The organism is Streptomyces viridochromogenes, assembly GCF_001270495.1.
In the GTDB taxonomy this organism is placed as follows: Bacteria; Actinomycetota; Actinomycetes; order Streptomycetales; family Streptomycetaceae; genus Streptomyces; species Streptomyces viridochromogenes_A.
This window is the reverse complement of record NZ_LGUR01000240.1, coordinates 1-23,117: the sequence shown is the minus strand read 5'-3', so window position 1 is coordinate 23,117 and position 23,117 is coordinate 1. Positions and strand designations below refer to the sequence as shown.

General features: G+C 68.1%; 15 protein-coding genes and 1 pseudogene. 13 read left to right on the top strand and 3 right to left on the bottom strand.

Annotation, left to right across the window (positions count from 1 at the left end; translation table 11 throughout):
- Positions 1-108: 108 nt before the first annotated feature.
- Positions 109-645 (bottom strand): annotated as a pseudogene (locus ADK36_RS37200) (XdhC family protein); the annotation flags it as partial.
- A gap of 192 nt (positions 646-837) precedes the next feature.
- Complete coding sequence (locus tag ADK36_RS37195; RefSeq protein WP_199830331.1) at positions 838-2,742, bottom strand: rhamnogalacturonan lyase; 1,905 nt, start codon at positions 2,740-2,742, stop codon at positions 838-840.
- Positions 2,743-3,418: 676 nt separating this feature from the next.
- On the opposite strand from ADK36_RS37195, the gene ADK36_RS37190 reads away from it, so the two are divergent.
- The 13 genes from ADK36_RS37190 to ADK36_RS45535 all read left to right on the top strand — a co-directional run bounded on the left by ADK36_RS37190 (position 3,419) and on the right by ADK36_RS45535 (position 22,722).
- The gene (locus ADK36_RS37190; protein WP_048583962.1) at positions 3,419-4,477 is read left to right on the top strand and encodes a glycosyl hydrolase 53 family protein; all 1,059 of its coding nucleotides are present in this window, start codon (positions 3,419-3,421) and stop codon (positions 4,475-4,477) included.
- Between the two features lie 81 nt (positions 4,478-4,558).
- A complete protein-coding gene (locus tag ADK36_RS37185) occupies positions 4,559-5,629 on the top strand; it encodes a rhamnogalacturonan acetylesterase (RefSeq protein WP_234330025.1) in 1,071 nt (356 codons plus the stop codon).
- 34 nt (positions 5,630-5,663) lie between these two features.
- Positions 5,664-6,533, top strand: a complete 870-nt coding sequence (locus ADK36_RS37180) for an SGNH/GDSL hydrolase family protein (protein ID WP_048583964.1) — start codon at positions 5,664-5,666, stop codon at positions 6,531-6,533.
- 630 nt (positions 6,534-7,163) lie between these two features.
- Positions 7,164-8,447: an ABC transporter substrate-binding protein gene (locus ADK36_RS37175; protein ID WP_053200746.1), complete on the top strand. Its 1,284-nt coding sequence runs from the start codon at positions 7,164-7,166 to the stop codon at positions 8,445-8,447.
- A complete protein-coding gene (locus ADK36_RS37170; protein WP_048583966.1) occupies positions 8,448-9,464 on the top strand; it encodes a carbohydrate ABC transporter permease in 1,017 nt (338 codons plus the stop codon). It begins immediately after the preceding gene.
- Positions 9,454-10,290: a carbohydrate ABC transporter permease gene (locus ADK36_RS37165; protein WP_048583967.1), complete on the top strand. Its 837-nt coding sequence runs from the start codon at positions 9,454-9,456 to the stop codon at positions 10,288-10,290. The genes ADK36_RS37170 and ADK36_RS37165 overlap by 11 nt, the downstream gene beginning before the upstream one ends.
- Positions 10,291-10,408: 118 nt before the next feature.
- On the top strand, positions 10,409-11,758 hold the full coding sequence (locus tag ADK36_RS37160; RefSeq protein ID WP_107083825.1) for a right-handed parallel beta-helix repeat-containing protein: 1,350 nt from the start codon (positions 10,409-10,411) through the stop codon (positions 11,756-11,758).
- Between the two features lie 16 nt (positions 11,759-11,774).
- Complete coding sequence (locus tag ADK36_RS51685) at positions 11,775-13,976, top strand: family 43 glycosylhydrolase (protein WP_425315488.1); 2,202 nt, start codon at positions 11,775-11,777, stop codon at positions 13,974-13,976.
- Between the two features lie 86 nt (positions 13,977-14,062).
- Complete coding sequence (locus ADK36_RS37150; RefSeq protein WP_053200744.1) at positions 14,063-15,994, top strand: glycosyl hydrolase 53 family protein; 1,932 nt, start codon at positions 14,063-14,065, stop codon at positions 15,992-15,994.
- 242 nt (positions 15,995-16,236) lie between these two features.
- Positions 16,237-17,550, top strand: a complete 1,314-nt coding sequence (locus ADK36_RS37145; RefSeq protein ID WP_053200742.1) for an RICIN domain-containing protein — start codon at positions 16,237-16,239, stop codon at positions 17,548-17,550.
- Between the two features lie 461 nt (positions 17,551-18,011).
- Positions 18,012-18,509: a hypothetical protein gene (locus ADK36_RS37140; RefSeq protein WP_053200741.1), complete on the top strand. Its 498-nt coding sequence runs from the start codon at positions 18,012-18,014 to the stop codon at positions 18,507-18,509.
- A gap of 580 nt (positions 18,510-19,089) precedes the next feature.
- Positions 19,090-20,406, top strand: coding sequence for a lipase family protein (locus tag ADK36_RS37135; protein ID WP_425315487.1), 1,317 nt, complete (start codon positions 19,090-19,092; stop codon positions 20,404-20,406).
- Between the two features lie 816 nt (positions 20,407-21,222).
- Positions 21,223-22,722, top strand: coding sequence for a polysaccharide deacetylase family protein (locus ADK36_RS45535; protein ID WP_063784550.1), 1,500 nt, complete (start codon positions 21,223-21,225; stop codon positions 22,720-22,722).
- A 145-nt stretch (positions 22,723-22,867) separates the two neighbouring features.
- Here ADK36_RS45535 and ADK36_RS37125 read toward each other — a convergent pair.
- Positions 22,868-23,117 (bottom strand): electron transfer flavoprotein subunit alpha/FixB family protein (locus ADK36_RS37125; protein WP_048583971.1); only part of this gene is annotated, 250 nt, incomplete at its 5' end.

Below are 23,117 nucleotides of genomic sequence, written 5' to 3'. Positions count from 1 at the left end.
CGGCCAGGGTGACGACGCTCCGCGCCGCCCCGCTCCTCGTCGGCGTCCTCAGCGCCTTTCGATTTCTCGCGGCTCGTCAGTGAGCGGGCGGCCGCTGGGGGGGGGCCGTCATGGGCCCCCCGCCGCAGCCGGTGACATCGGGGCCACCGGGACGGAGCCGTGGATCGGGCCGGGGACGCGAGACAAGGGCAGGCCGGTGCCTCTGTTGAGGTGGGCGATGATCCCGGCGGAAATAGAGATCGCTGTCTCTTCGGGGGTGTGGGCGCCGAGGTCGAGCGGCGAGTGCAGGAATGCGAGGTGTTCTTCAGGCACGTCGGCCTCACGCAGACGTGCCAGGCGGTGTTCGTGGGTTCGGCGGGAGCCCATCGCACCGCGAGCCGATGGGGAGGCCGAGGGCCAGCGGAGCAGGGAGATGTCGAACTCGGCGTCGTGGGTGAGGACGCAGACGACGGTGCGGGCATCCACCTCGGTGTGTTCCAGGTAGCGGTGGGACCAGTCGGCGACGACCTCGTCGGCGTGCGGCAAGCCGGCTTCGGTTGCGAAGGCGGGGCGGGCGTCGCAGACGGTGACGTGGTAGCCGAGGAACCGTCCGGCCTGGCTGAGGGCGGCGGCGAAGTCGACGGCGCCGAAGATCGGCATGCGGGGCGCGGACCTGGGTGGCCACCGCCCGGTCCGTGCGACCGCCTCCGACAGGTCCCGTACCCCAAGAACACCCTCAGCGGGCCGCGTGCACCACTGCCAGTGCTCCCTTACCCAGGCCGGGTTCCACTCGTTCGACGAACACCCCTTCCCTGATGCTCGAACTCGCTCAAGCATCAGGGAAGTCGACTGTCCGGCTCAGAGGCCGCTCGGCGGCGCGACGGTGGGGCGGGGTGGCGTAGGCATGTTGCCGCCGATGAAGAAGCTGGGGTGCGGGGGCTGGTTGTAGGCGGTGTTCTGCCAGGCCAGGGCCGTGCGGTACTGGGTGTCGTGGAGGAGGGTCGTGATCCGCGTATTGGTCTGGTACGGCGTGGCGTAGATCCGCAGGGCCGTGTTGTTGGACGTCGGCCAGATGACCTCCTCGCGCCAGTCGCCGAGGATGTCGCCGGACAAGGACGGCGTCGACTTGGTGCCGTTGTTGGAGTGGACTCCGGAGCCGGTGAGCAGGCGGGTGTCGCCGGAGGTGCCGTACTTGTCGATGTGGGTGCCGTCGAGGAGTTCGCGCGTGGTGTCGCCGTCCCACCACGCCAGGAAGTTGCTGGACCCGGGCTTACGGCTGGCGACCACCGCGCCCTTGGGGTTGCGGACGCCGCTCACGAGCGACGACCACGACTCGGCGCCCGCGCTGCCGGACCAGATGTCACCGGACACGCCCCGACCGTTGTCACCGCCGGCCGGGGTGGACCAGAGGATCTGGCCGGTCCTCGCGTCCGCCATCCAGGAGGACGGCTTGGAGCTGTCCTCGTCGACCTTGAACTCCTCCAGACCCGGCCGGGACGGGTCGAGGTCGCCCACGTGCATCGCGTCCCCGTGGCCGTTCCGCGTCGTCCACAGGCCGTTGCCGTTGTCGTCGACGGCCATCGCGCCGTAGACGACCTCGTCCTTGCCGTCCCCGTCCACGTCCGCGACCGACAACTGGTGGTTGCCCTGGCCGGCGTAGCCGCTGTTGGCGTTGGAGTCGAAGGTCCACCGGCGGGTGAACTGCCCGTTCCGCCAGTCCCAGGCCGCGATCACCGAGCGGGTGTAGTAGCCACGAGCCATGATCACCGAGGGGCGGGAACCGTCCAGATAGGCCGTGCCCGCCAGGAACCGGTCCACGCGGTTGCCGTAGGAGTCCCCCCAGGACGACACCGTGCCTCGGCCTGGGACGTAGTCGACGGACTGCATCGCCTTGCCCGTCTGCCCGTTGAACATCGTCAGGTACTCGGGGCCGGACAGCACGTAGCCCGAGGAGTTGCGGTGATCGGCCGAGGAACTGCCTATGACCGCGCCGGTTCCGTCCTTCGTGCCGTCGGCGGTCTTCATGGCGACCTCGGCCTTGCCGTCGCCGTCGTAGTCGTACACCTGGAACTGTGTGTAGTGGGCACCGGACCGGATATTGCGGCCCAGGTCGATACGCCACAAGCGAGTGCCGTCGAGCTTGATGCCGTCGACGATCGTGTTGCCCGTGTAGCCGGACTGGGAGTTGTCCTTGGCGTTCGTCGGCTGCCACTTCAGAACGATGTCCATGGCACCGTCGCCGTCGAGGTCACCGACGGAGGCGTCGTTGGCCTCGTAGGTGTACGGCGAGTTGCCCGGTGAAGTGCCCCCGGGCGGCGGGGAGATCGGCACGTCCTTGTACCCGGTGCGGAACTGGAGCGCGCGCTCGGACGGCGCCTGCTCGATGCCGTTCACCACCGCGCGCACCGTGTAGTCGGCCGAGTCCGGGGCGCCGGCGTCCAAGTAGTTCGTCGAGGTGGTCAGGGGCGAGGAGTTGAGCCTGGTGCCGCCACGGTAGACGTTGAAGGCCACGTCGTTCGGGTCAGTGGCCAGCCACCGCCACGACACCAGGTTCCCGCTGCCGGTGTGGACGCTGGTCAGGCCCCGATCGAGGCGTTCCACCTGCCGCGCGGTCGCGGCGTGCGCGGTCTGCGGCAGTCCGGTGAGTGCGGAGAGGGCCAGTGTGGTGGCGGCCGTCAGGCCGGCGAACAGCAGATTGCTGGGCCGGCGTTGGAACCGCCATGGGCGCGATGCGGCGCGTGGATGCCGGTGCGGGTCGGTCACTATGACCTCCGGTGTGGGGGTGGTATGAAGATCGCGAAGACGGCGGTCTGACCACAGGTGTGGGAACGCTCCCATTCGCTGCGAGGGTAGAAATTCACTGATAGCCCGTCAAGCATTCTGTTGGCATTTTCTGTTCGAGCGTGTTCGGATGCGAGCCGACGAGATGTCCCGTGAGCACCCTCGCCCCGTCGCTGCATTCCGTGCAGAAGGCCACTTGAACTGGGCTGACTCACGTCGCTTCAGACTGCTCACGGCCGAGGCGCGGCGAGTCCCCCTCCACAGGATCACACTGCTTCTACCAAGGATTGGTGAGCAATGGTTGACAGCTTCGTGCCCGATCGAGAAGCTGCGTGATGCACCTCAAGTTCGTTGTGATGCGATTGCGCACTTCCGTCGCAACATCCCTGTGATCGCTCACAGTTCCGCCCTGGAGGAGCGTCCCTGGCACGCCCAGGCCGCCCCTTCGACACGTGCCACTCGTAAGCACTCCTGCCGTAGTTGTTGCCGCACCGAGGGAGGCGCATCGGCTGGATCGGACGCGGCCACACCAACTCCGCGAATCCGAGAGTCAGTTGCTCCACCCATCCGCCTCGCTCCTCGCGATCTCCTTCTCACCGCCCCCCTCTCCGCCGACCGCGACCGCTCACTCGCGGCCGACGGAAGGAAAGGACCGACCATGTCCCCGCAACCCCCCACACCAGTTGCCGGGCGCATCAGCCGGCGAACCCTGCTCAAGGCCACCACCGCGACCGCCGGAGCGCTCGCCACCGCCGTCGCGTTCGCCGAACTCGAGACGCCTGCCGAGGCCGCGGCGAGCTTCGTCAAGGGCGTCGACATCAGCTGGGCACCTCAGATGGAGGCGCGCGGCTACTCCTGGAAGAACGCCGGCGGGCAGACCCAGGACCTGCTGACCATCCTCAAGGGATATGGGATCACCGCCGTACGCCTACGCACGTTCGTCAACCCTTCCAACGACCCGGCCAACGGACACTGCGGCATCAACGAGGTGGCCGCCTTCGCCAAGCGGGTCAAGGCCGCCGGCATGTCGATCATGCTCGACTACATGTTCGGCGACACCTGGAACTCCGTCGGCGTGCAGAACCCGCCCGCGGCTTGGCGGAACATGAGCTACAGCCAGATGCGCACCGCGATCGGCACCTACGTCAACCAGACCATGACGGTCATGAGGAACAACGACGTGCTCCCCACCTGGGTGCAGATCGGCAACGAGATCAACAGCGGGATCTGCCGCCCCATCGGCAGCGTCTCCAGCCCGGCGCAGCTCACCGGACTGCTCAACGCCGCATACGACCAGGTCAAGGCGGTGTCACCGAGCTCGACCGTGTGTATCCACCTGGCCCAGCCGCAGAAGTACGACGTGATGACGACGTTCTTCAGTCGCTTCGCCGCGAACGGCGGCAAGTGGGACATGTCGGTGTTCTCCTCCTACGGCAGCGCCGACGTCGCGGCCGGGATCGTGGGGAACATGAAGAGGATCTCCGACGCCTACGGCAAACCGTTCCTGCAGAGCGAGTTCGGCGGTCGGGTGGACCGCGCCTCCTCCACCCAGGCCGCGCTGGTCGCCTACATCAAGGCCCTCAAGGCCAACGGCGGGCAGGGCATCTTCTACTGGGAGCCGGAGTGCATGTCCCCGTTCACCGGTTACAACATGGGCGCCTGGGACTCCGCCACCAAGCGGCCCTCCATCATCATGAACGGCTTCACCCAGGCCTGAGCGACGGGCCGTGGACCTCAACCCGGGCAACTCTCCGGTCATGGATTGGGATTGGTGATTGTAATGGGCATGACATGTGGCATGACGTCGAGTCTCGAAGGGCACGGGGTCAGGCTGGGAGCAGTGGGTCTGCTGACCCTTGCGACGCTGGTCGGCACCGGTGCGGCGCATGCCGATGCCGCCACGCGGGCACTGCCGGCCGGTTGTTCCGGCACCGCGCCGATCAAGTGTCACTACGCGGTCTCCCCCGGCAACTACGACGTGACGGTCTCCATCGGTGGTGCCACTGCCGCCGAGACCGACATGTGGGTGGAGGCCCGTCGCCTGATGCTTCCGGCGACGAAGACGGCGGCCGGTGCCGCCGCCACGTACTCGTTCACGGTCAACGTGCGGCAGCCGGAGGGGCAGCCGACCGGCCAGGGCGGCACCGGAAACCCCGGTCTGGACATCCGGTTCGCGGGGACCAACCCGCAGGTGTCGGCCGTCTCCGTGAAACCGGCGACCCAGCCGCTGGTCGCCTACCTGGCCGGTGACTCGACCGTGTGCGACCAGCCCGTGGCCCCGTACACGGGATGGGGCCAGATGATCACGCCGGCGGTGGGCCCCGGAGCGTCCGTCGCCAACTACGCGGACTCCGGGGAGAGTTCGGGCAGCTTCCTGAGGAACTCGGCGCTCTTCCCGGCGCTGCTACCGAAGGTCAGGGCAAACGACGCGGTCTTCATCCAGTTCGGCCACAACGACAAGCAGACCAGCGCGTCGGCCTTCCGGAGCAACCTCACCTCCATGATCACGCAGGTCCGTGCGAAGGGCGGCGTCCCCGTTCTGGTGACCCCGCCGGTCCGTCGGCAGTTCAACGGCAGCCGGCTCACGCCCACGGCACTGCACGTCAACGGCGTCGGAGTGAACCTGCCCGCCGAGATGCGCTCGGTCGGCACGGCGCAGAACGTGCCAGTGATCGATCTGACCACCAAGAGCAAGACGCTGGTCGAGTCCCTCGGCCCGTCCGCCTCCGCACAGCTCTTCCTGCGCTCATCCGTCGACGGTGTCACGGACAACACCCACTTCTCGCAGTACGGCGCGAGCCAGATGGGCGGGCTGGTGCTCCAGAGCATCCGCGAGCAGCGCCTGCCCCTGGCCGCGTACCTGCGCTGACCGACGCCCGGCGCCAGTCCCAAGGAGGGACCCGTTGAGGAACTTACGGATTCTCATCACGACCGCGCTCGTGATCGCCTTGTCGAGCCTCGGTGTCAGCGCCGCATCCGCGGCGGACCGCGTCACCACGAACTGCACCAGTGCCTCCCGCGCCCAGGCCCCGGCCGCACGGGCGTTCGCCGCGCCGGTCACCGTGTGGCTGGCCGGCGACTCCACCATGGCCAACCCGAGCTCCGGCCGGTGCCCGGTCGGCTGGGGCAGCCAGTTCGACGCCCTGTTCAACAGCGACGTGACCGTCAAGAACCAGGCCGTCGGAGGCCGCAGCATCCAGACCTGGCTGTACGAGGGGAACGTGAGCAGCACCAAGGGCTCGGACGGTGAGTGCCGCCTCACGTCCAACACGTACTCGTCACGCTGGCAGGCGATGCTGAACTCGACCACCGGAATGAAGGCCGGTGACTACCTGTTCATCCAGTTCGGCATCAACGACTCCTCCTCGACCTGCCCCCGGCACGTCGGCCCGGCCCGGTACCAACAGCTGATGACCATGATGGCGCAGGCCGCCCTGGCCCGGGGCGCGCACCCGGTGCTGCTCACCCCGGTGGCCGCCATCACCTGCTCCGGCGGCACAGCGACCAAGAACCGCGGCTTCGTGGGCGAGACCTTCGCCGCCGGATCCGCCACCAGGGCCCCCGTCATCGACCTGCAGACGCTCAGTGTCTCGCTCTACAACAGTCTGCGCTTCTGCCCGAACAACGGCGACTACGGAGGCAGCGGTCCCCTGGGCACCTTCTTCTGCAACGACCACACCCACTTCGACACCTACGGCGCCCAGCGGGTCGCAGGACTCGTCGCCGGTGACGTACGCCGCCAGAACCTCCCGCTCGCCGCGTATCTCAGGTAGCAGGCGGCGGTGGGCGCGAACCGAGGCCGGTCGGTTCGCGGGTGGCCTCAATTCGGTGGTGACAGGAGGTCTCCCCATGGGTGAGTCACAGCTGGTCGGCTCGACAGTTGCGGTGGTTCCGGACCGGCGTGCGAGTGGGAGCCCTCCGCGGCCAACTGCACAGCGAGGAACTGGAGTCCGGCATCTGCGCGGTGCCGGTGGGCTCGACGTGCGCGCCGTACTCCACCGCCCAACCGACTGCCGACGCAGCCCGGGCACGCACAGGACGTCCGCCAGTTCGCCGCTTCGGGCCCGGGCTGCCTCAAGTACGACTGGTGCTGGCCCAAGGACATCATCGGCGACCGGGTGGCCGCGTTCGCGTGGATCACCGAAATCAACGGCCGCGGCATGCCGGAGGTCGGCCGCCCGGCCTCACGGACACGGAGCTGCGCGGCCACTTCGTCCTGCGGGCCATGAGGTCCGCACCGGCGCTCGTGGGCAGCGATGTGTGCAGCGTGTCGGCGGCGGTGCCGAGCCTCCTCAAGCACGCCGCCCCCCGTTCAACCAGAGCAGCCGTTCGCGATGTCTGTTCGGCCACCGCCCGAGCGATCAGGGGGTGAGCCGCTCGCTCGGAAGGTGGTACACGCGTCCATGGCAGTGTCACGAAGACGGTTTCTGGCGCTGGGCGCCGGAGCGGCCGCCGGAGGGTTCGGGCCGGCCGGCTGCGGGTCGCAGCGCTCGCTCGGCGACCCGGATGAGATCACGCTGTGGACCTGGGACCGGTCGGTGAGCGACGAGCTGGTCGCCCAGGCAGAGACGAAGGGCATTCCCGGGGCCCAGGGCTTCAGACTCAGCCGCACCAACATCGGGGGCCACTTCAACACCAAGGTGCGTACCGCGCTCGCCGGCAAGTCCCTGGTGCCGGACATCATCGGCATCAACTCCGACGTGGCCACCTACTTCCCCAACCAGGACGTGTTCGTCGACCTCAACGACTTCGGCGCGGCCGATCTGAAGAGCCGGTACCTGGACTGGAAGTGGAACGAGTGCATCACGCCCGAGGGCCGGATGATCGCGTTCCCCATGGACACCGGCCCCACCGGACTGTTCTACCGCGCCGACCTGCTTCAGGAAGCCGGGATCACCACCGACCCGAAGGAGCTCGCCGCCCGGGCCCCGGACTGGGACGGCTTCATCGCCCTGGGCAAGGAACTGCGGAAGTCGCAGCAGCGCGCGGTGATCTGCCCCAACATCCGCCACGTCTGGAGCATCCGGCTGGGCCAGCTGGGCAGCAAGTTCATGACCCAGGACGGCCGGTACATCGGCGACAGAGACGAACTGCGCGAGGCATTCGAACTGGCCTACCGGATCGGCAGGGACGGCCTTTCGGCCGGCGCCCCGGAGGGCTCCCCCGACTTGTACGGAGTGATCACCAGCGGCCGCCAGCCGGTCGGTATCGGCGCGGTGTGGTGGGGCCTCGCCTTCCCGGAGTCGGCCGCGCCGAAGACCGAGGGCAAGTGGCGGGTGGCCGACCCGCCCGGCGGCTCCGGCAACGTCGGCGGGTCCTTCCTGGCGATCACCAAGTACTCCAAGAACCCCGAAGCGGCCTACAAGTTCATCACCTGGCTGCAGTCTCCTGAGAACCAGGTCAAGGCGTTCACGGAGATGTCGCTGTTCCCGTCCTCCCCGCGCTCCTTCACGAGGCCGGAGATGCGTGAGCCCCGGCCCTTCTACGGCGGACAGCGCACCATCGAGGTGTTCGGACCGTCGGCACTGCAGGTCAGGACCGTCTACAGGAGCCCGTACGACCGGGTGATGGACCCCGTCTTCGCCGCCGAGCTCGCCAACGTGGAGTCCGGCAAGAGAGTCGACACGGCATGGAGGGACGCCCAGAACACCATCGAGCGTGAACTCACCCGCGAGGGGGCGATCTGAATGGGCCTCGCCGATGCGCCGCGCGGGAAGACCGTCGAGCGGCGCGGGAGGACCGCCAAGCCGCCGCCGGACGGGTCCAGGCCGCTGCCCGGCTGGCGCCGCTACTGGCCGATGTACACGGCGGTCTCCCCGTTCTTCATCCTCTTCGCCGTATTCGGCGTTTTCCCGGTCGGCTTCTCCATCTACCTGTCGTTCATGTCGTGGGACGGCATCGGAGAGACGCGGTCGATCGGCTGGGAGAACTACGCGTACCTGGTGACCGACTCCGACTTCTGGCAGTCGATCGGCAACACCCTGGTCATCTGGATCCTGTCCACCGTCCCGATGGTCTTCCTGGCCTTGGTCATCGCCTACGCGCTGCACACCGCGGTGCGGTTCAAGGCGTTCTACCGGGTGGCCTACTTCGCCCCGAACATCACCTCGATCGTGGCGATGACGCTGGTGCTCGGCTCGGTCTTCAGCGACAGCTCCGGGCTGCTCAACAGCGCGCTGCGGGCGATCGACTCCGGCGAGGTCGGCTGGCTGTCCGACCCGTGGGCGATGAAGGTCTCCGTGGCGGCGATCACCATCTGGCGGTGGGTCGGCTACAACGCCATCATCTGCCTGGCCGGCCTGCAGGCCATCTCCAGCGACGTGTTCGAGGCGGCCAAGGTGGACGGCGCCGACAACCGCCAGACCTTCTTCCGGATCACCATCCCGATGCTCCGCCCGGTGATCCTGTTCGTCGCCGTCACCTCCACCATCGGCGGGCTGCAACTGTTCACCGAGCCGCAGGTGCTGTTCCCGGTGGACGACAACGGGAACGTCGGCGGGCCCGGCGGCGAGGCCACCACCATCGTGCTCTACCTGTACCAGCAGGCGTTCGTCTTCAACCGGTTCGGTTACGGCGCGGCCGTCGGCTGGGCGCTGTTCCTCCTGATCGCGGTGTTCTCCGTCATCAACTGGCGGCTGATCGGCGGCCGGGACGAGGACGCGATCGGCACCGGCAAGCGGAAGGGGAAGTCCCGTGCGCGCTGAGACCGCCGCCCGGTCGCGGACCGTCGTGGGCCATGCCGTGCTCCTGCTGGGCGTGCTGATCACGATCTTCCCGTTCTACTGGATGTTCGTGATGGCCTCCAACACCACCGGGGACATCTTCGCCTACCCGCCCAAGCTGCTCCCGGGCTCCCACCTGTGGGAGAACATGAACAAGGTGTTCGACGGGATCGACTTCTGGGGGTCGATGGGCATCACCGTCGTGGCCGCCACAACCGTGACGTTCCTGGTGCTGCTCTTCGACTCGCTGGCCGCCTTCGCCTTCGCCAAATACGACTTCCCCGGGCGGAGGGTGCTGTTCTGGATCGTGCTGGCCACCTTCATGATTCCGATGCAGCTGGCGCTGGTACCGCAGTTCGTCACCCTGGCCTGGCTCGGCTGGGTCGGCTCGCTCAAGGCGCTGATCATTCCCGGTGCGGCCAACGCCTTCGGGATCTTCTGGATGCGCCAGTACGCACAGGGGGCGATCGCCGACGAGCTGATCCAGGCGTCGAGGGTCGACGGGGCCGGGTTCTTCCGCCAGTGGTGGACCGTGGGGCTGCCGGTGCTGCGGCCGGGGCTGGCGTTCCTGGGGATCTTCACCTTCTTCCACATCTGGAACGACTACCTGTGGCCACTGATCGTGATGACCGACCCGGGCAAGGTGACACTGCAAGTGGCCGTGCAGCAGCTGAACGGCGTCTACACCACCGACCAGTCGATGGTCATCGCCGGAGCGCTCATGTCGGTGATCCCGCTGATCGGGGTCTTCCTGATCGGCTCGCGCCACTTCATCGCCAACCTGGCCGCCGGCGCCATGAAGTTCTGAAGAAGCACGCGCGTGGTCCCGCCCTTAGAAAAGCAGCTTTCGCACCTGCGCTGAGTTCTTCAGGCAGGCACGAGCCCTACCGCCGCACGGGAAATCACCTGACTCGGGAGATGACGCTGTGAGAACCGCGAAGTTCGGCACCCCCGCCCTCCTGCTCTCGGTGGTCACGGCGAGTTCCGTCGCCATGGCCCCCGGCTCGGCGTCCGCGAGCGCCGCGGCGGCCGGAAACACCTACTACGTCGCCCCGAACGGGAACGACGGAGCAGCAGGTACGCAGGCCGCTCCGTGGGCATCGGTCGCCCGTGCACAGGCCGTCGCCAAGGCGGGCGACACGGTCTACTTCCGGGGCGGCACCTACGCCTACACCCGTGCGAACAGCGCCTGTTCGAGCCAGACCGCCAAGGTCGACGCGATCACCCTCAACAAGAGCGGCAGCTCGGGCAACCCGATCCGGTACTGGGCCCAGCCGGGCGAGAAACCGGTCTTCGACTTCTCGCGGATGACGGACAACTGCCGCATCAAGGGCTTCAACGTCACCGGAAGCTGGATCCACCTCAAAGGACTGGAAGTCAAGGGTGTTCCCCAGAACAACAACCGCAACGCCGAGTCCTGGGGGATCTGGGTCTCCGGCAGCAACGACGTCTTCGAGCAGATCAACACCCACCACCACATGGGTACCGGCCTGTTCATCAGCGGCGGGGGCGGCAACCTCGTCCTCAACTCGGACGCTCATGACAACTACGACCTGCGCAGCAACGACGGGCCCGGCGAGAACGCCGACGGGTTCGGTGCGCACTACACGCCTTCCGGCCGCGCGGCGAATGTGTTCCGGGGGTGCCGCGCATGGTGGAACGCCGATGACGGGTTCGACCTCATCTCCACCTACTCGCCCGTGACCATCGAGAACTCGTGGGCCTGGCGCAACGGATACGTGCCGGGGACGACGACGCCCTCAGGCAACGGAGCCGGCTTCAAGTCCGGCGGCTACGGGGGTGACTACGAGGCCAACGCGCCGAAGCACACCGTCCGCTCCTCGGTGGCGTTCCTCAACAAGGCGGCCGGCTTCTACGCCAACCACCACCCGGTGGCCAACGACTTCTTCAACAACACCGGCTACGGAAACCACCCCAACTTCAACATGCTGGGAATCGACTCGCGCGGCGCCGCCGTCGGCCGGGGCAACCTGCGCAACAACATCGCCTACACCGGAACGGCGACGTCGAACATGAGCGGCACGAACGCCGCGTACAACTCCTGGAACCTCGGCGTCCCCCTGTCGAACTCCCAGTTCCAGAGTGTGTCGACGTCCGGCTGGGACGCGCCCCGCCAGACCGACGGGAGCCTGCCCGTGCTGCCCCACCTCCGTCTCGCGGCGAACAGTGCCCTGATCGACAAGGGCACCGACGTGGGACTGCCCTTCAGCGGAAGTGCGCCGGATCTCGGCGCCTTCGAGAATGATGGAAGGTGACATCTTGAGATACCGAATGCGTGTCGTCTCGAAGCACTGGAAGTTGGCCGCGACCGCCTTGTTGTCCGTGTCCTTGGCAGCGCCGGTCTGGGCGGGCACCGCGTCGGCGCAGGCACCGGCACAACAGACATCGACGGCGCAGACATCGACAACGGAACTCCAAGCCGAGGGTGCCGCTGCCGGACCGGTGGCGGATCGCGGTCTGAAGTACCTGGTGTCCGAGTACGAGACCCGCACTCCGTCGAAGTACACGGCCGGCTCCTGGAAACCCTTCGCCAAGGCGTTGCGTTCCGCGGACGCCGTGGCCGACGACACATCGGCCACCAAGCCGGAGGTCGCCGAGGCGAAGACGGCCCTGATGGACGCCGCCGCCGATCTGAAGGCCGCCGACGAGGGCACGTTCCAGACCATCACGAACAACACCTTCTGGAACGACACCAGCGGCAACCCCATCTATTCGCAGGGCGGTGGGGTCTTCAAGTTCGGCGACACCTACTACTGGTACGGCGTGCACTACACCGGCGCCGAGCTCTACCGGGCCAATCCGACGAGGAAGTACGACGGGAACGTCAGCTTCGTCTCGATCCCCGTGTACTCGTCCAAGGACCTGGTGAACTGGAAGTTCGAGAACCGGGTCGCGACGCGCTCCACCGGCGTGGGCAGCGGCGCCAACCTGGGTGGTGCGGGCTGGGTCGGGCGGCTCGGCGTCTCGTACAACGAGAACACCGGCAAGTACGTGCTCGCCGTGCAGATGTGGCACACGGGCAGGGGCGGGCACGGCGTTCTGCTGTTGCAGGGCGACTCACCCACCGACACCTTCGACTACGGCTACTTCCAGACCCAGATCACCAACTCGCCCACGACCGGCACCGGGGATCAGACCGTCTTCACCGACGACGACGGCAAGGACTACCTGATCTTCTCCAACCGCGAAGGACGCTCGCGCGGCTTCGTGGCCAAGTTCCGGGAGTCCGACTCGCTGCGGATCGAGCCGGGCGTGGAGATCCGCCGCGGCGCCGGTCGCGAGGGCAACGCCATGTTCAAGCTCGACGGCAAGTACTACCACGCGGCGTCGGACCTGCACGGCTGGAACACCTCGGTCAACTACGTCAATGAGTCGACCAGCAGCAACGTCCAGGGCTCGTACAGCAGCGAGTACGTCCTTGCCGGCACCGAGATGGACTACAGCCACGTGACCCAGACCGGGTTCTTCGTGACGGTCAAGGGCACCAAGCAGAACACGGTGATCTACGCCGGCGACCGCTGGGCCGACTTCGCCTGGAACGGCATCGGGTACAACCAGTGGGTGCCGATCACCAAGTCCGGCGCGAGGCCGCAGTTCCACTCGGTGAGCCAGTGGCAGTTCAACGTCACGACCGGAGAGTGGCGTGTCGGGCCGGCGAACAACTACATCCTCAACCCCGACATCCAGGCCGACCGCATCATCGTCTCCAGCGTACGGGGATGGCGGAACCTCGGCGGTTCGGTGACCAACGTCAACGGTGGTGTGAACGGGTCTCGCTTCGCCCTCCAGGTGAGCAACAGCGGCGGCGTCGAGCAGCGGATCGCGTCGGTGCCCGCAGGCACCTACACCCTCTCCCTGCACGCTCGGGGTAGCGCCGGACAGGTCGTGATCACCGGCGCCAACGGCAGCCAACGCACCCTCGGCATCCCGTCGTCGAGCGGCTGGGCCAAGCGCGAGCTCACCGGCGTCGAGCTGCCCGGCGGGGCCGCCACCGTCACCGTGCGGGCGTCGGGTTCGGGCGGCGTCACCGTCGACCAGCTCTCACTCGTCAAGACCTCTGCCGACACACCACCGCCTCCGGGGCGTCACGAGGCAGAGACCGCTCCGGCGCAGTGCCGGGGCACGATCGACTCGAATCAAGCCGGCTATTCCGGCAGCGGGTTCTGCAACGGCGACCCCGCTGTGGGGGCCTTCGCGGAGTTCACCGTGAACTCCGAGACCGCCCGTACGGCGACGCTGGGGATCCGGTTCGCCAATGGCGCCACCACCGGTGCGAGGCCGGCGAGCCTCGTCGTCAACGGAGCCACGGCAGGGTCGCTTTCGTTCGAGTCCACCGGTGCGTGGACGACGTGGACGACCAAGACCGTGACCGTCTCGCTGAACGCCGGCAGCAACACCATCCGGTTGGATCCGACCACGGCAGCCGGACTACCCAACGTCGACTACCTCGATGTCGGAGCCGCGGCCGGCTGACATCCCGTGCTCTGCCGGTCTTCTCGACCGGCAGAGCGTACGGAACAGCCCATGCCGCACGTACATCACATCGTCAGGAGAAGGACATGAGCAGCAAGCGTCTGCCCCGCGCCATCGCGGTCACGACGACGTTGGTCGCCATGGTGTCCGCGAATCTACTCATGGTGCCCAAGCCGGCCCACGCGACTTTCGGAACCGCGGACATCAAGCCGATCGAAAGCAATATCGCTGCCAAGCCCTGGGCCTCGGCGACGGCCGCCACCGGCTCGTCGAACGCCCGTCTGGCCATCGACGGCGACCCGACGACATCCTGGCAACCCGGTAGTGCCGGCGCCCGTCAGTGGCTCACCGTCGACCTCGGTGGAACGTACGACAACCTGCGCAAGGTCAAGGTGCTCTTCCCGGACCGTGGCGTGGCCCACCGGTACGTCGTCGAGGCCTCGTCCGACGGTCGCCGGTGGAAGACCATCGCCGACAGATCCCACAACCGAGCCGTGTCGCGAGGGGAAGTGCACCTGTTCACCCGGCCGGGAACGCGCTTCGTCCGGCTGACGTTCACAGGCGGGCCGGGCCGGGCCCGGGCAGGTGTCAGCGAGCTCCAGGTCTTCAACTACCTGCGCGACGACCTCACCCTCGGCGCCGATCTGTCCTGGATGGACGACGTCCAGGACCAGCAGTACTGGGTCGACCCCCTGGCCGAAGACCGCGGCGCCGGCCCACACCTGCTCGACGTGGCCAAGGATCGTGGCATGCAGCACACCCGGCTGCGGATATGGAACGAGCCGCGCAGCGAGAGCACCGGTCAACCGACGCCGATACCGCGCCAGGGCCCGGAGCGCTCACTGGTCTCAGCCAAGTGGATCAAGCAGCGGGGCATGGGCCTGGGGATCGACTTCCACTACGCGGACTCGTGGGCGGACCCGAGCAAGCAACCAAAACCACGCGCCTGGGCCGAGCTGGAGTTCGCGGACCTGTCCCAGGCCGTGTACGACTTCACCGCCGACTATCTGAAGCGGTTGATCCGGCAGGGCACCACGCCGGGAAAGGTGGCCGTCGGCAACGAGATCATCAATGGCTTCATGTACGGCAGCGAGGCGGCCCACATCGGCACGACGAGTCCGCCGTATTTCGTCGACCAGGCCGATATCTACCAGTCCAAGCCCGGCGGTGGCCTGCTGTGGAAGTACTGGCGGTCGACCGACCCGGTGGAGCAGCAGCTCTACGACCAGTCGTGGGACCGGTTCACCACCCTGGCCGCGGCCGGGATCAAGGCCGTCCGAGACGCGTCACCGACATCCAAGGTCGAGATACACGTGATCGTCGACAAGGACAAGCTCGCCAAAACCATGGAGTTCTGGAATCAGTTCCTCACCCGGGTGAAGGCAAAGGGCCAGAACCCCGATGTGCTGGCCATCTCGTACTACCCGGAATGGCACGGTACGCCCGAGGCACTGGATCTCAACCTGAACACCATGGCCACCACCTACCCCGGCTACGAAATCGACATCGCCGAAACCGCCTACCCCGCCTCGGGCGGCGACGGCTCGCCGTTGCCCAACTCACCCTTCCCGCGAACGATTCAGGGGCAGGCGGACGCGATCCGGAGGGTGTTCCAGGCCGCCAACGACGTGGTCGACAACCGAGGTTCAGGTGTCCTGGTGTGGGAGCCGGCCGGCTACCAGCCCATGTTCCGGGCCGTGCCCGGACTGGCGAACACGTGGGAGCCGCACGCGTCCGTCAACGTCTTCAACGCCAGCCGCGCCAAGCACATCCTCCAGGACACCATCTACACCGGCACCACGGTGAGGGCCGCCCCGAAGCTGCCCTCCTCCATCCGCATGCTCACCACCGCCAACAACAAGATCACCACTGTCCCCGTCCGCTGGCAGCCGTTGCCACCTGGCGCGACCGACAGGCCGGGTGAGGTGACAGTCACCGGGACGACCGGCACAGGACCGGTCACGGCGGTCATCGACGTCATGCCCAGCCACGGCGAACACGACGTGACCACCTCATAGCCTGCCTGGGCGAACCAGGCCGTGTTGGACCGGAACGGGCCACACTCCCCCCGACATCCGGTGCGCCCGACCAACCGCACGCCGCTCCTGCCGCCCCTCGCGGCTGGCAGGAGCACCCACACCCACTGTTGCGCCGTGCGCTCCGTCGACCTGTTGGCCCTCTGTCACCGACGGGACGCACCCGGCAACGGGACCAGCCGAACGCCAAACCCTCCATCCATCCCCGCACCCAAGGAGTCACCATGACCCTGCGACGACGGACCTTCCTCAGCATGAGCGCGGCCGGAGCGACGGGCGTGGGCCTGTCCCTGCTAGGGGCAGGCCAGGCACGGGCCGCAGCCGGGCCACTGGACACCGCGCCGACCACGCCGTTCGCGGTCGGTGTGCGCCGGTACAACTGGACCCGCGGCACCCGCCCGTGCACCACCTACGTCTACTACCCGGCGACCGGCACCGCCGGCGGCAACCCGGTGACGGACGCCCCGGTCGCGGGCGGGGTCTTCCCCGTCTACAACATGACCCACGGCTACGGAAGCAGCCCGCAGAACTCGCTGTTCATCATCCGGGCCCTGGCCTCTGCGGGCTTCATCGTCCCTGCCCCGCACTTCAACCACAACTTCACCGACGTCAACAACGGCAACACCTCCAAGGACGTCTCGCAGATCCTCACCAACACCCTCGCGCTCAACGCGAGCGGACCGCTGGCCGGGCACATCAACACCGGCATCGGCGTCGGCGTCTCGGGCCACTCCCTGGGCGGCATGGTCACCCACGGTCTGCTGACCTCCTGGCCCGACAGCCGGATCATCTCCGCCAACCCCCAGTCCTGCGTGGACATGGGCAACCCGTCCAGCTCGGTCTCGGCCAAGGTCCTGTTCGTCCACGGCGACCGGGACTCGACCACGCAGTACTCCTCGGCCCGGCAGGCGTACTCGGAGATCACCTGGCCCAAGGCGTTCCTCACCTTCGTCGGCGGCAGCCACACCAGCTTCTGGAGCGACCAGCGCTTCCCGAGGACCGTCGTCGACTGGGCCCGCTGGACCATGTACGGCGACACCGCAGCCCGGGACCGCCTCCCGGCTGACGCGTCCGGGTCCAACACCAGGTGGGAAGCCCAACTGGGCGACTCGCCCGGCGGTCCGGGCCTTTACACCCTGCTGGCCCAGCACAGCGGCAAGGCCGCCGAGGTCAACGGGGCTTCCACCGCCGCCGGCGCACAACTCGTCCAGCGGACCACCAGCAGTCGCCCCAACCAGCAGTTCGAGTTCGTCGACGCCGGTAACGGCCACGTCCGCGTCAAGGCACCGCACAGTGGCCTGTTCCTCCAGCCCACCGGCACCGCGACCGGAGCGGACGTCGTCCAACAGGCCGGCACCAGCGCCACCAGCCAGCAGTGGCGCGTGGTCGATCACGGTGGTGGCGTGATCAGCCTCGTCAACCGGGAGTCCGGCCTGGCGATGGATGTCTGGGAGTACTCGACCGCCGACGGCGCCCGCATCGCCCAGTACACCTACAGCGGCAACCCCAACCAGCGCTTCACCCGCCGCCGCGTCTGACCGGAACGTGTCGGGGCACCGCTCGGGCAGCAGGGCGGGCGGTGTCCCGACATGGCGCCGACAGTCTTCTGGCTTCGTCTGCGTCTATGGGCCGCTGTTGAAGGGTGGCCACGAGACGGGGCAGATGGGCGTCGCCGGTGTGGCTCAGTAGCGGGCGGAGGAGACGTCTGGGCAGCGGCAGTGTCATCTCAGGCCGACGACGGGCGATGGTGTCGGTGAGCGAGCGCAAGGCTCTCTCTCTTCCTCCGCCGGCGCGTCCGTGAACAGGTCGATGCATTCGCCCAATGCGCTGACGGCAGCCGTCAAGGCGTTGTCCAAGTCTTGTCCGGGGCGTGCCGCGTTGAGCGCTGCCGCAGCGGCGTCCGGCACGCGGGCTCGGCTTTTCGTGTCCGTCAACCTTTGTGCAAAAGCGGCACCTTCACGGCCGATGAGGGCCTGTCACCAGCACCGTAGTGAGGGAGGTGACCTTCTTAGAGGCGCTGTCCGGGGAGCTGCGCTCCGCCTACGGCGACCACCTGGCCTCCCTGAAGCTGACGGCGCAGGGATTCGGCCGCCTCACCGCGCGCAACCTCGACGAGTACCTGGTGCGGACCCCCTGGGCCGTCGGCGACCAAGTACCTCGCGGCCCTCTCGGACACGGACCGGAGACCTACCTGGCCGAGAACACCTCCCTCGCGTGGTCCGACGGCAAGGCGTCCTTCACCTGGGCCGGCTTCCTCACCCACCGGGGGACACGTTCGAAGGACGTGCCCGTGTTCGACGCCTTCGACCTGTCCACGCCCGAGACGAACCTCTTCGGCACGGGCACCACCGCGGCCCGGCACTTCACGCTGTTCAGCCTGCAGCACGGGGAGGGCAGCAGCGCCCGCCTCGACGAGGACATCCCCGCCGAGCTGCACATGATGAACCCGATGTACCACCTCGTCGAGGACGTCAACGAGAAGCGGTCCAAGCACTGATGGATCCGCAACGGCGCCCTGGACTCCGCCACCTCGCTCTCGGTCGTCGGCAACCTGCACGCCCGCCTGAAGAACCTGGGTGACGACGTCAGCACGTCCTACTACTGGGACGCCGGCCACGGCGCGGACGAGGACCCGGGCGACTTCATCACCTGGATCGCCCAGGTGTCGGGCTACAAGGGCTCGATCGCGAGGTAACCCGTCGGCGGCTCGCTCGTCCCGTCCCACCGGTTCGAGGAAGCGGTCCGGGACACCGGCATCGACGACAGGGGCCGGCCACCGGACCGCCGAACCGATCGCCGAGCACGTGACCGATCGAGAAGCCGGCCGGGCGGCCGGTGGGGCGGTGTCACCGACGGTGCAGGCGCAGGGATGCCGGTCGGTTCGAAGTCGGCCTTCTCGTCGATACCGGCCATCGAGCCGTGCGCTCGCTCCGACAAACAGTTACCGGAGCGTAACTTACGCGAGTGTTACCGAGGTTAACTAACAGTGCTAGTTTTTCGCGCACCCTGCAACGAAGCAACGCGAGGAGTGAGCTGTGAGCCGCGACAGAATCCGTCCGCGTTCCGCGCGCCACCGCCTGACCGCCGCCGCAATCGCCACCGTGGCGTGCGCCGGCGTCAGCGTGCCCCAGGCCGACGCCACCGGGACCGACACCGAACCCGTCGTGTCCCGGGGAGTCACCATCCCGGCCTTCTACACCCCGCCCGCCCAACTGCCCGCCGCCAACGGCACCTTGATCCGGCAAGAGCACCTCCCCCTGGGGCTCTCGCTGCCCGGCCTCGACGGCCGCCCTCTGCCGGGCACCGCCACCCGCCTGATGTACAAGTCCACCGACTCCAGCGGCCACCCCGTCGCGGTGACCGGCGCCTACATCGAGCCGTCGGCGCAGTGGAAGGGCGACGGGCCCCGCCCCCTGGTGGCGGTGGCCTCGGGGACCATGGGCCAGGGCGACCAGTGCGCGCCCTCGTACGCCCTGGAACACCCGCTCACCGTCAGCGGGGAGACCTTGTCCATCGGCTACGACAACCTGGCGATCTACCGTCTCCTGGCCACCGGGGCGGCCGTCGTCGTCACCGACTACGTCGGCCTGGGCGCCACCGACCGGCTGCACACCTACGTCAACCGCGTGGACGAGGGGCACGCGGTGCTGGACGCCGTCCGTGCGGCGCGCGCTCTCCCCGGTACGTCCCTCACCGCCGCCTCCCGCGTCGGCCTGTACGGATACAGCGAGGGCGGCGGTGCCACCGCCTCGGCCGCCGAACTCCAGCCCACCTACGCGCCCGACGTCCAACTGGCCGGCACCTACGCGGGCGCGCCGCCCGCCGACCTGACCGCCGTCATGAAGGGGATCGACGGGAGCGCTCTGGTCAGCGCCCTGGGCTGGGCGATCAACGGCTTCGCCCAGACCTACCCCGAAATGCGCAGCGTCGCCGAGGCGAACCTCAACGACGCCGGGCGCAAGGCCCTCGCCGACACGTCGACCATGTGCGTCGGCGACGCGGTCATCCGCTACGGCTTCACCCGGAGCACCGCCTGGACGACCAGCGGCAAGTCCGTCGCCGACATCATCGCCACCGAACCCCGCGCCCAGGCCGTCCTCGACGAGCAGCGCATCGGGACGCTCAAGCCGGCCGGCCCGGTCCGTGTAGCCACCGGCGTCCAGGACGACATCGTGCCGCACCGTCAGGCCCGCCAACTGGCCGTGGACTGGTGCCGCAAGGACGGCAACGTCACCTACGAGGCCGTCGACCTGCCCAACCTCGGCGACAGGATCCTCACCAACCACCTCGCCCCGCTCATCACCGACCAAGGATCAGCGATCTCCTGGCTCACCGACCGCCTGGAGGGCAAACCGAGCGCGTCCAACTGCTGGACGATGCCCGTCCAGCGCTGAGCGATCCATCCGGCGACCCGCCCACCCGATCCCCGGAGCGAGGCCGCAGCACAGGGCGCGATACGGGGAATCCGGAGCGGGAGGAGTCCACCTGATGCGCTCCTCCCGGTTCGCCGTTGGGCACACGCCCTGCGAGGGCGGCCGGCCCCTCCGGCTGCACAAACCACGGCTCTTCTCGCGACGCTCCCTGCCCCCCACCCTGACCCCGGTCGGCTCCCGACCAAGATCCGGACCATACGCGCGCGGCACCGGCAGGGCAGAGTCGATGGACTCCTCGATGCCGCGATCGAAGCCGATTGCGTACACAACCGGTTCGGCACGAGAGCGGAGCCGCTACATCAGGGGAACGTAGCCATCGGCGTCGAAGGTGTCCCAGGCGCCCTTGCGGTCGTGGCGCCCTGTACGCGGAGCACTGCGTTGGACAGATGGAAGCCGTCCATCGGGAGGAGAGCGGCGGTCTTCGGCCCCAGCGCCTCGACCGCCGGCCGCGGCCGGCGCGCCGCCACCGGATACAGGTCGGCGGGCCGAGGCCACGGGCCCTGGCGGGACGGAATCGTCGGCGGCGTGGACATGCCCCTCAGCCCTCGACCGGCAGCCACCCCGCCCGATCCGAGCTGAACCGCACCGGCCGGATTCACATCTTCCAGGGCGGGCTGAACCGCCGTACCCGAACAAAACAGCCCTCTCTCCCGCGTCACCAACTACCCCATACCCCCCACAAAAGCGTGAAAGCGGACCGTCACTATCGCGTCACAGCCTTACTTCATGTCCGTACATCACTACAGCTGCAACCACCAAGGACATACCTTGCCCCACATGCACCAGCGCACCACGGCCACCACTGCCACCTCCCTCGCCCTGGCCGGCGTACTCGCCCTGACCACGGGCTGCTCCTCCGGCACCGACTCGTCCCCCACCGCGGGGTCAGGCGCCGACAAGGCGGCGGCCGCCACCAGTTCCGCCTCATCCGGCGGCACGGCCAAGGGCGGTGTCGACCCGTCGCGGATCAAGGGTCTGCAGATCGTCAACGACAGCAGCGAGGACAGCTCCTGCCCTTGGGCCACCAGCTACCCGGCCGTCCCCGGTGCCGACGCGATGACCGCCGCCATGAAGCGCGAGGTGGACCGCAACCGCCAGAGTTTCCTCGGCGAGGACGGCAGCGGCACGGCCGAGTGCGGCGGCACATCGCAGGACCAGGACCTCGACCAGCACCTCCAGCTGAACATCAGCCACGACTTCCTGGTCGCCTCCGGCGACGTCCTGGGCGTACGGCTGAACACCCTCCGGATAGGCGAAGCCGGCGACGGCCTGATGACCACGACGTACTGGTTCGACGGGAAGGCCAAGCAGCGCCGCCAGGCCCTCGACCTGGTGGCGGAGGGCTCCCGGGCCCAGTTCGTCGCCGCGGTGAAGAAGGCACTGAAGAACCGCGAGGGCATCGACCCCTCGATGCTCGACGGGGCCTTCGCCGACAGCGAGTCGCAGTACGGCGCGATGGACGACCTCGCCTTCACCTCCGACGGTGGTCTGCGGATCGAGTTCGACAGCGGCATGGTCGGCGTCCCGGCCGGAGGCCGCTACAAGGTCACGCTGCCGAAGGCCACGGTCACGCCGTGGCTGTCCGACTTCGGCCGCCGCGTGCAGCAGCAGACCACCGACCCCGCCGGCACCCTCGACCTCGGCGCGGCTTCCACCCCCACCGAACCCGCGGCCCCCACCATCAAGCACCCCGGCGAGGACGACACCGACTGCTCGAAGGTCAAGTGCATCGCCCTGACGTTCGACGACGGGCCCGCCGCCACGGAGACCTCGCAGCTGCTGACGTACCTGGCCAAGTACAAGGCCCGCGCCACCTTCTTCACGGTCGGCCAGAACGTCGCCGCCCACCCCGACCTCGTACGCGCCGAGGCCGCCGCCGGCCACGAGGTCGGCAACCACTCCTGGAGCCACCCGGACCTGACCGGGCTCAGCACCGCCCAGATCCAGTCCCAGCTCAGCCGTACGAGTGCCGCCATCAAGGCCGCCACCGGCGAGGAGCCCAAGCTCTTCCGGCCGCCCTACGGCGCGATCAACAGCACGGTCCGCGCGGCGACCACGCTCTCTCCCGTGCTGTGGGACGTGGACACCGAGGACTGGAAGTACCGCGACAGCGGCAAGGTCGCCCAGACCGTCATCACCAAGGCCGGCCGCAACGAGGTCGTCCTCATGCACGACATCCACCCCACCTCGGTCGGCGCCGTCCCGGAGATCCTGCGCACGCTCACGGCGCGTGGTTACCACTTCGTCACGGTCAGCCAACTGCGAGCCACACTCTGAGCGTCCGACTCCGGCTCATCGCGCTGTGCCTCCGCCTTCCCGATGCACGAGGTCAAACGCGATGTCCGTCACCCTGTCGGACTGCCCGCGACCGCCCCGGCAGAACCAAATGGCGGTCCGGACGAACCGACCAACCGTTCAAAGGTCAGGGCCGATTGTTGCGGGTGTTGATCTCCTCGGTCAGGGCCGGGACGACGTCGAAGAGGTCGCCGACCATGCCGTAGTCGACCAGGTCGAAGATCGGGGCCTCGGCGTCCTTGTTGATCGCCACGATCGTCTTCGAGGTCTGCATACCGGCGCGGTGCTGGATCGCGCCGGAGATGCCGGAGGCGATGTACAGCTGCGGCGAGACGCTCTTGCCGGTCTGGCCGACCTGGTTGGTGTGCGGGTACCAG

Bases quoted from the DNA above. Each gene is read 5' to 3' on its own strand.
- ADK36_RS37185 (WP_234330025.1), top strand. From the start codon at position 4,559: ATGACGTCGAGTCTCGAAGGGCACGGGGTCAGGCTGGGAGCAGTGGGT.
- ADK36_RS37170 (WP_048583966.1), top strand. From the start codon at position 8,448: ATGGGCCTCGCCGATGCGCCGCGCGGGAAGACCGTCGAGCGGCGCGGG.
- ADK36_RS37150 (WP_053200744.1), top strand. From the start codon at position 14,063: ATGAGCAGCAAGCGTCTGCCCCGCGCCATCGCGGTCACGACGACGTTG.
- ADK36_RS51685 (WP_425315488.1), top strand. From the start codon at position 11,775: ATGCGTGTCGTCTCGAAGCACTGGAAGTTGGCCGCGACCGCCTTGTTG.
- ADK36_RS37145 (WP_053200742.1), top strand. From the start codon at position 16,237: ATGACCCTGCGACGACGGACCTTCCTCAGCATGAGCGCGGCCGGAGCG.
- ADK36_RS37190 (WP_048583962.1), top strand. From the start codon at position 3,419: ATGTCCCCGCAACCCCCCACACCAGTTGCCGGGCGCATCAGCCGGCGA.
- ADK36_RS37175 (WP_053200746.1), top strand. From the start codon at position 7,164: ATGGCAGTGTCACGAAGACGGTTTCTGGCGCTGGGCGCCGGAGCGGCC.
- ADK36_RS45535 (WP_063784550.1), top strand. From the start codon at position 21,223: ATGCACCAGCGCACCACGGCCACCACTGCCACCTCCCTCGCCCTGGCC.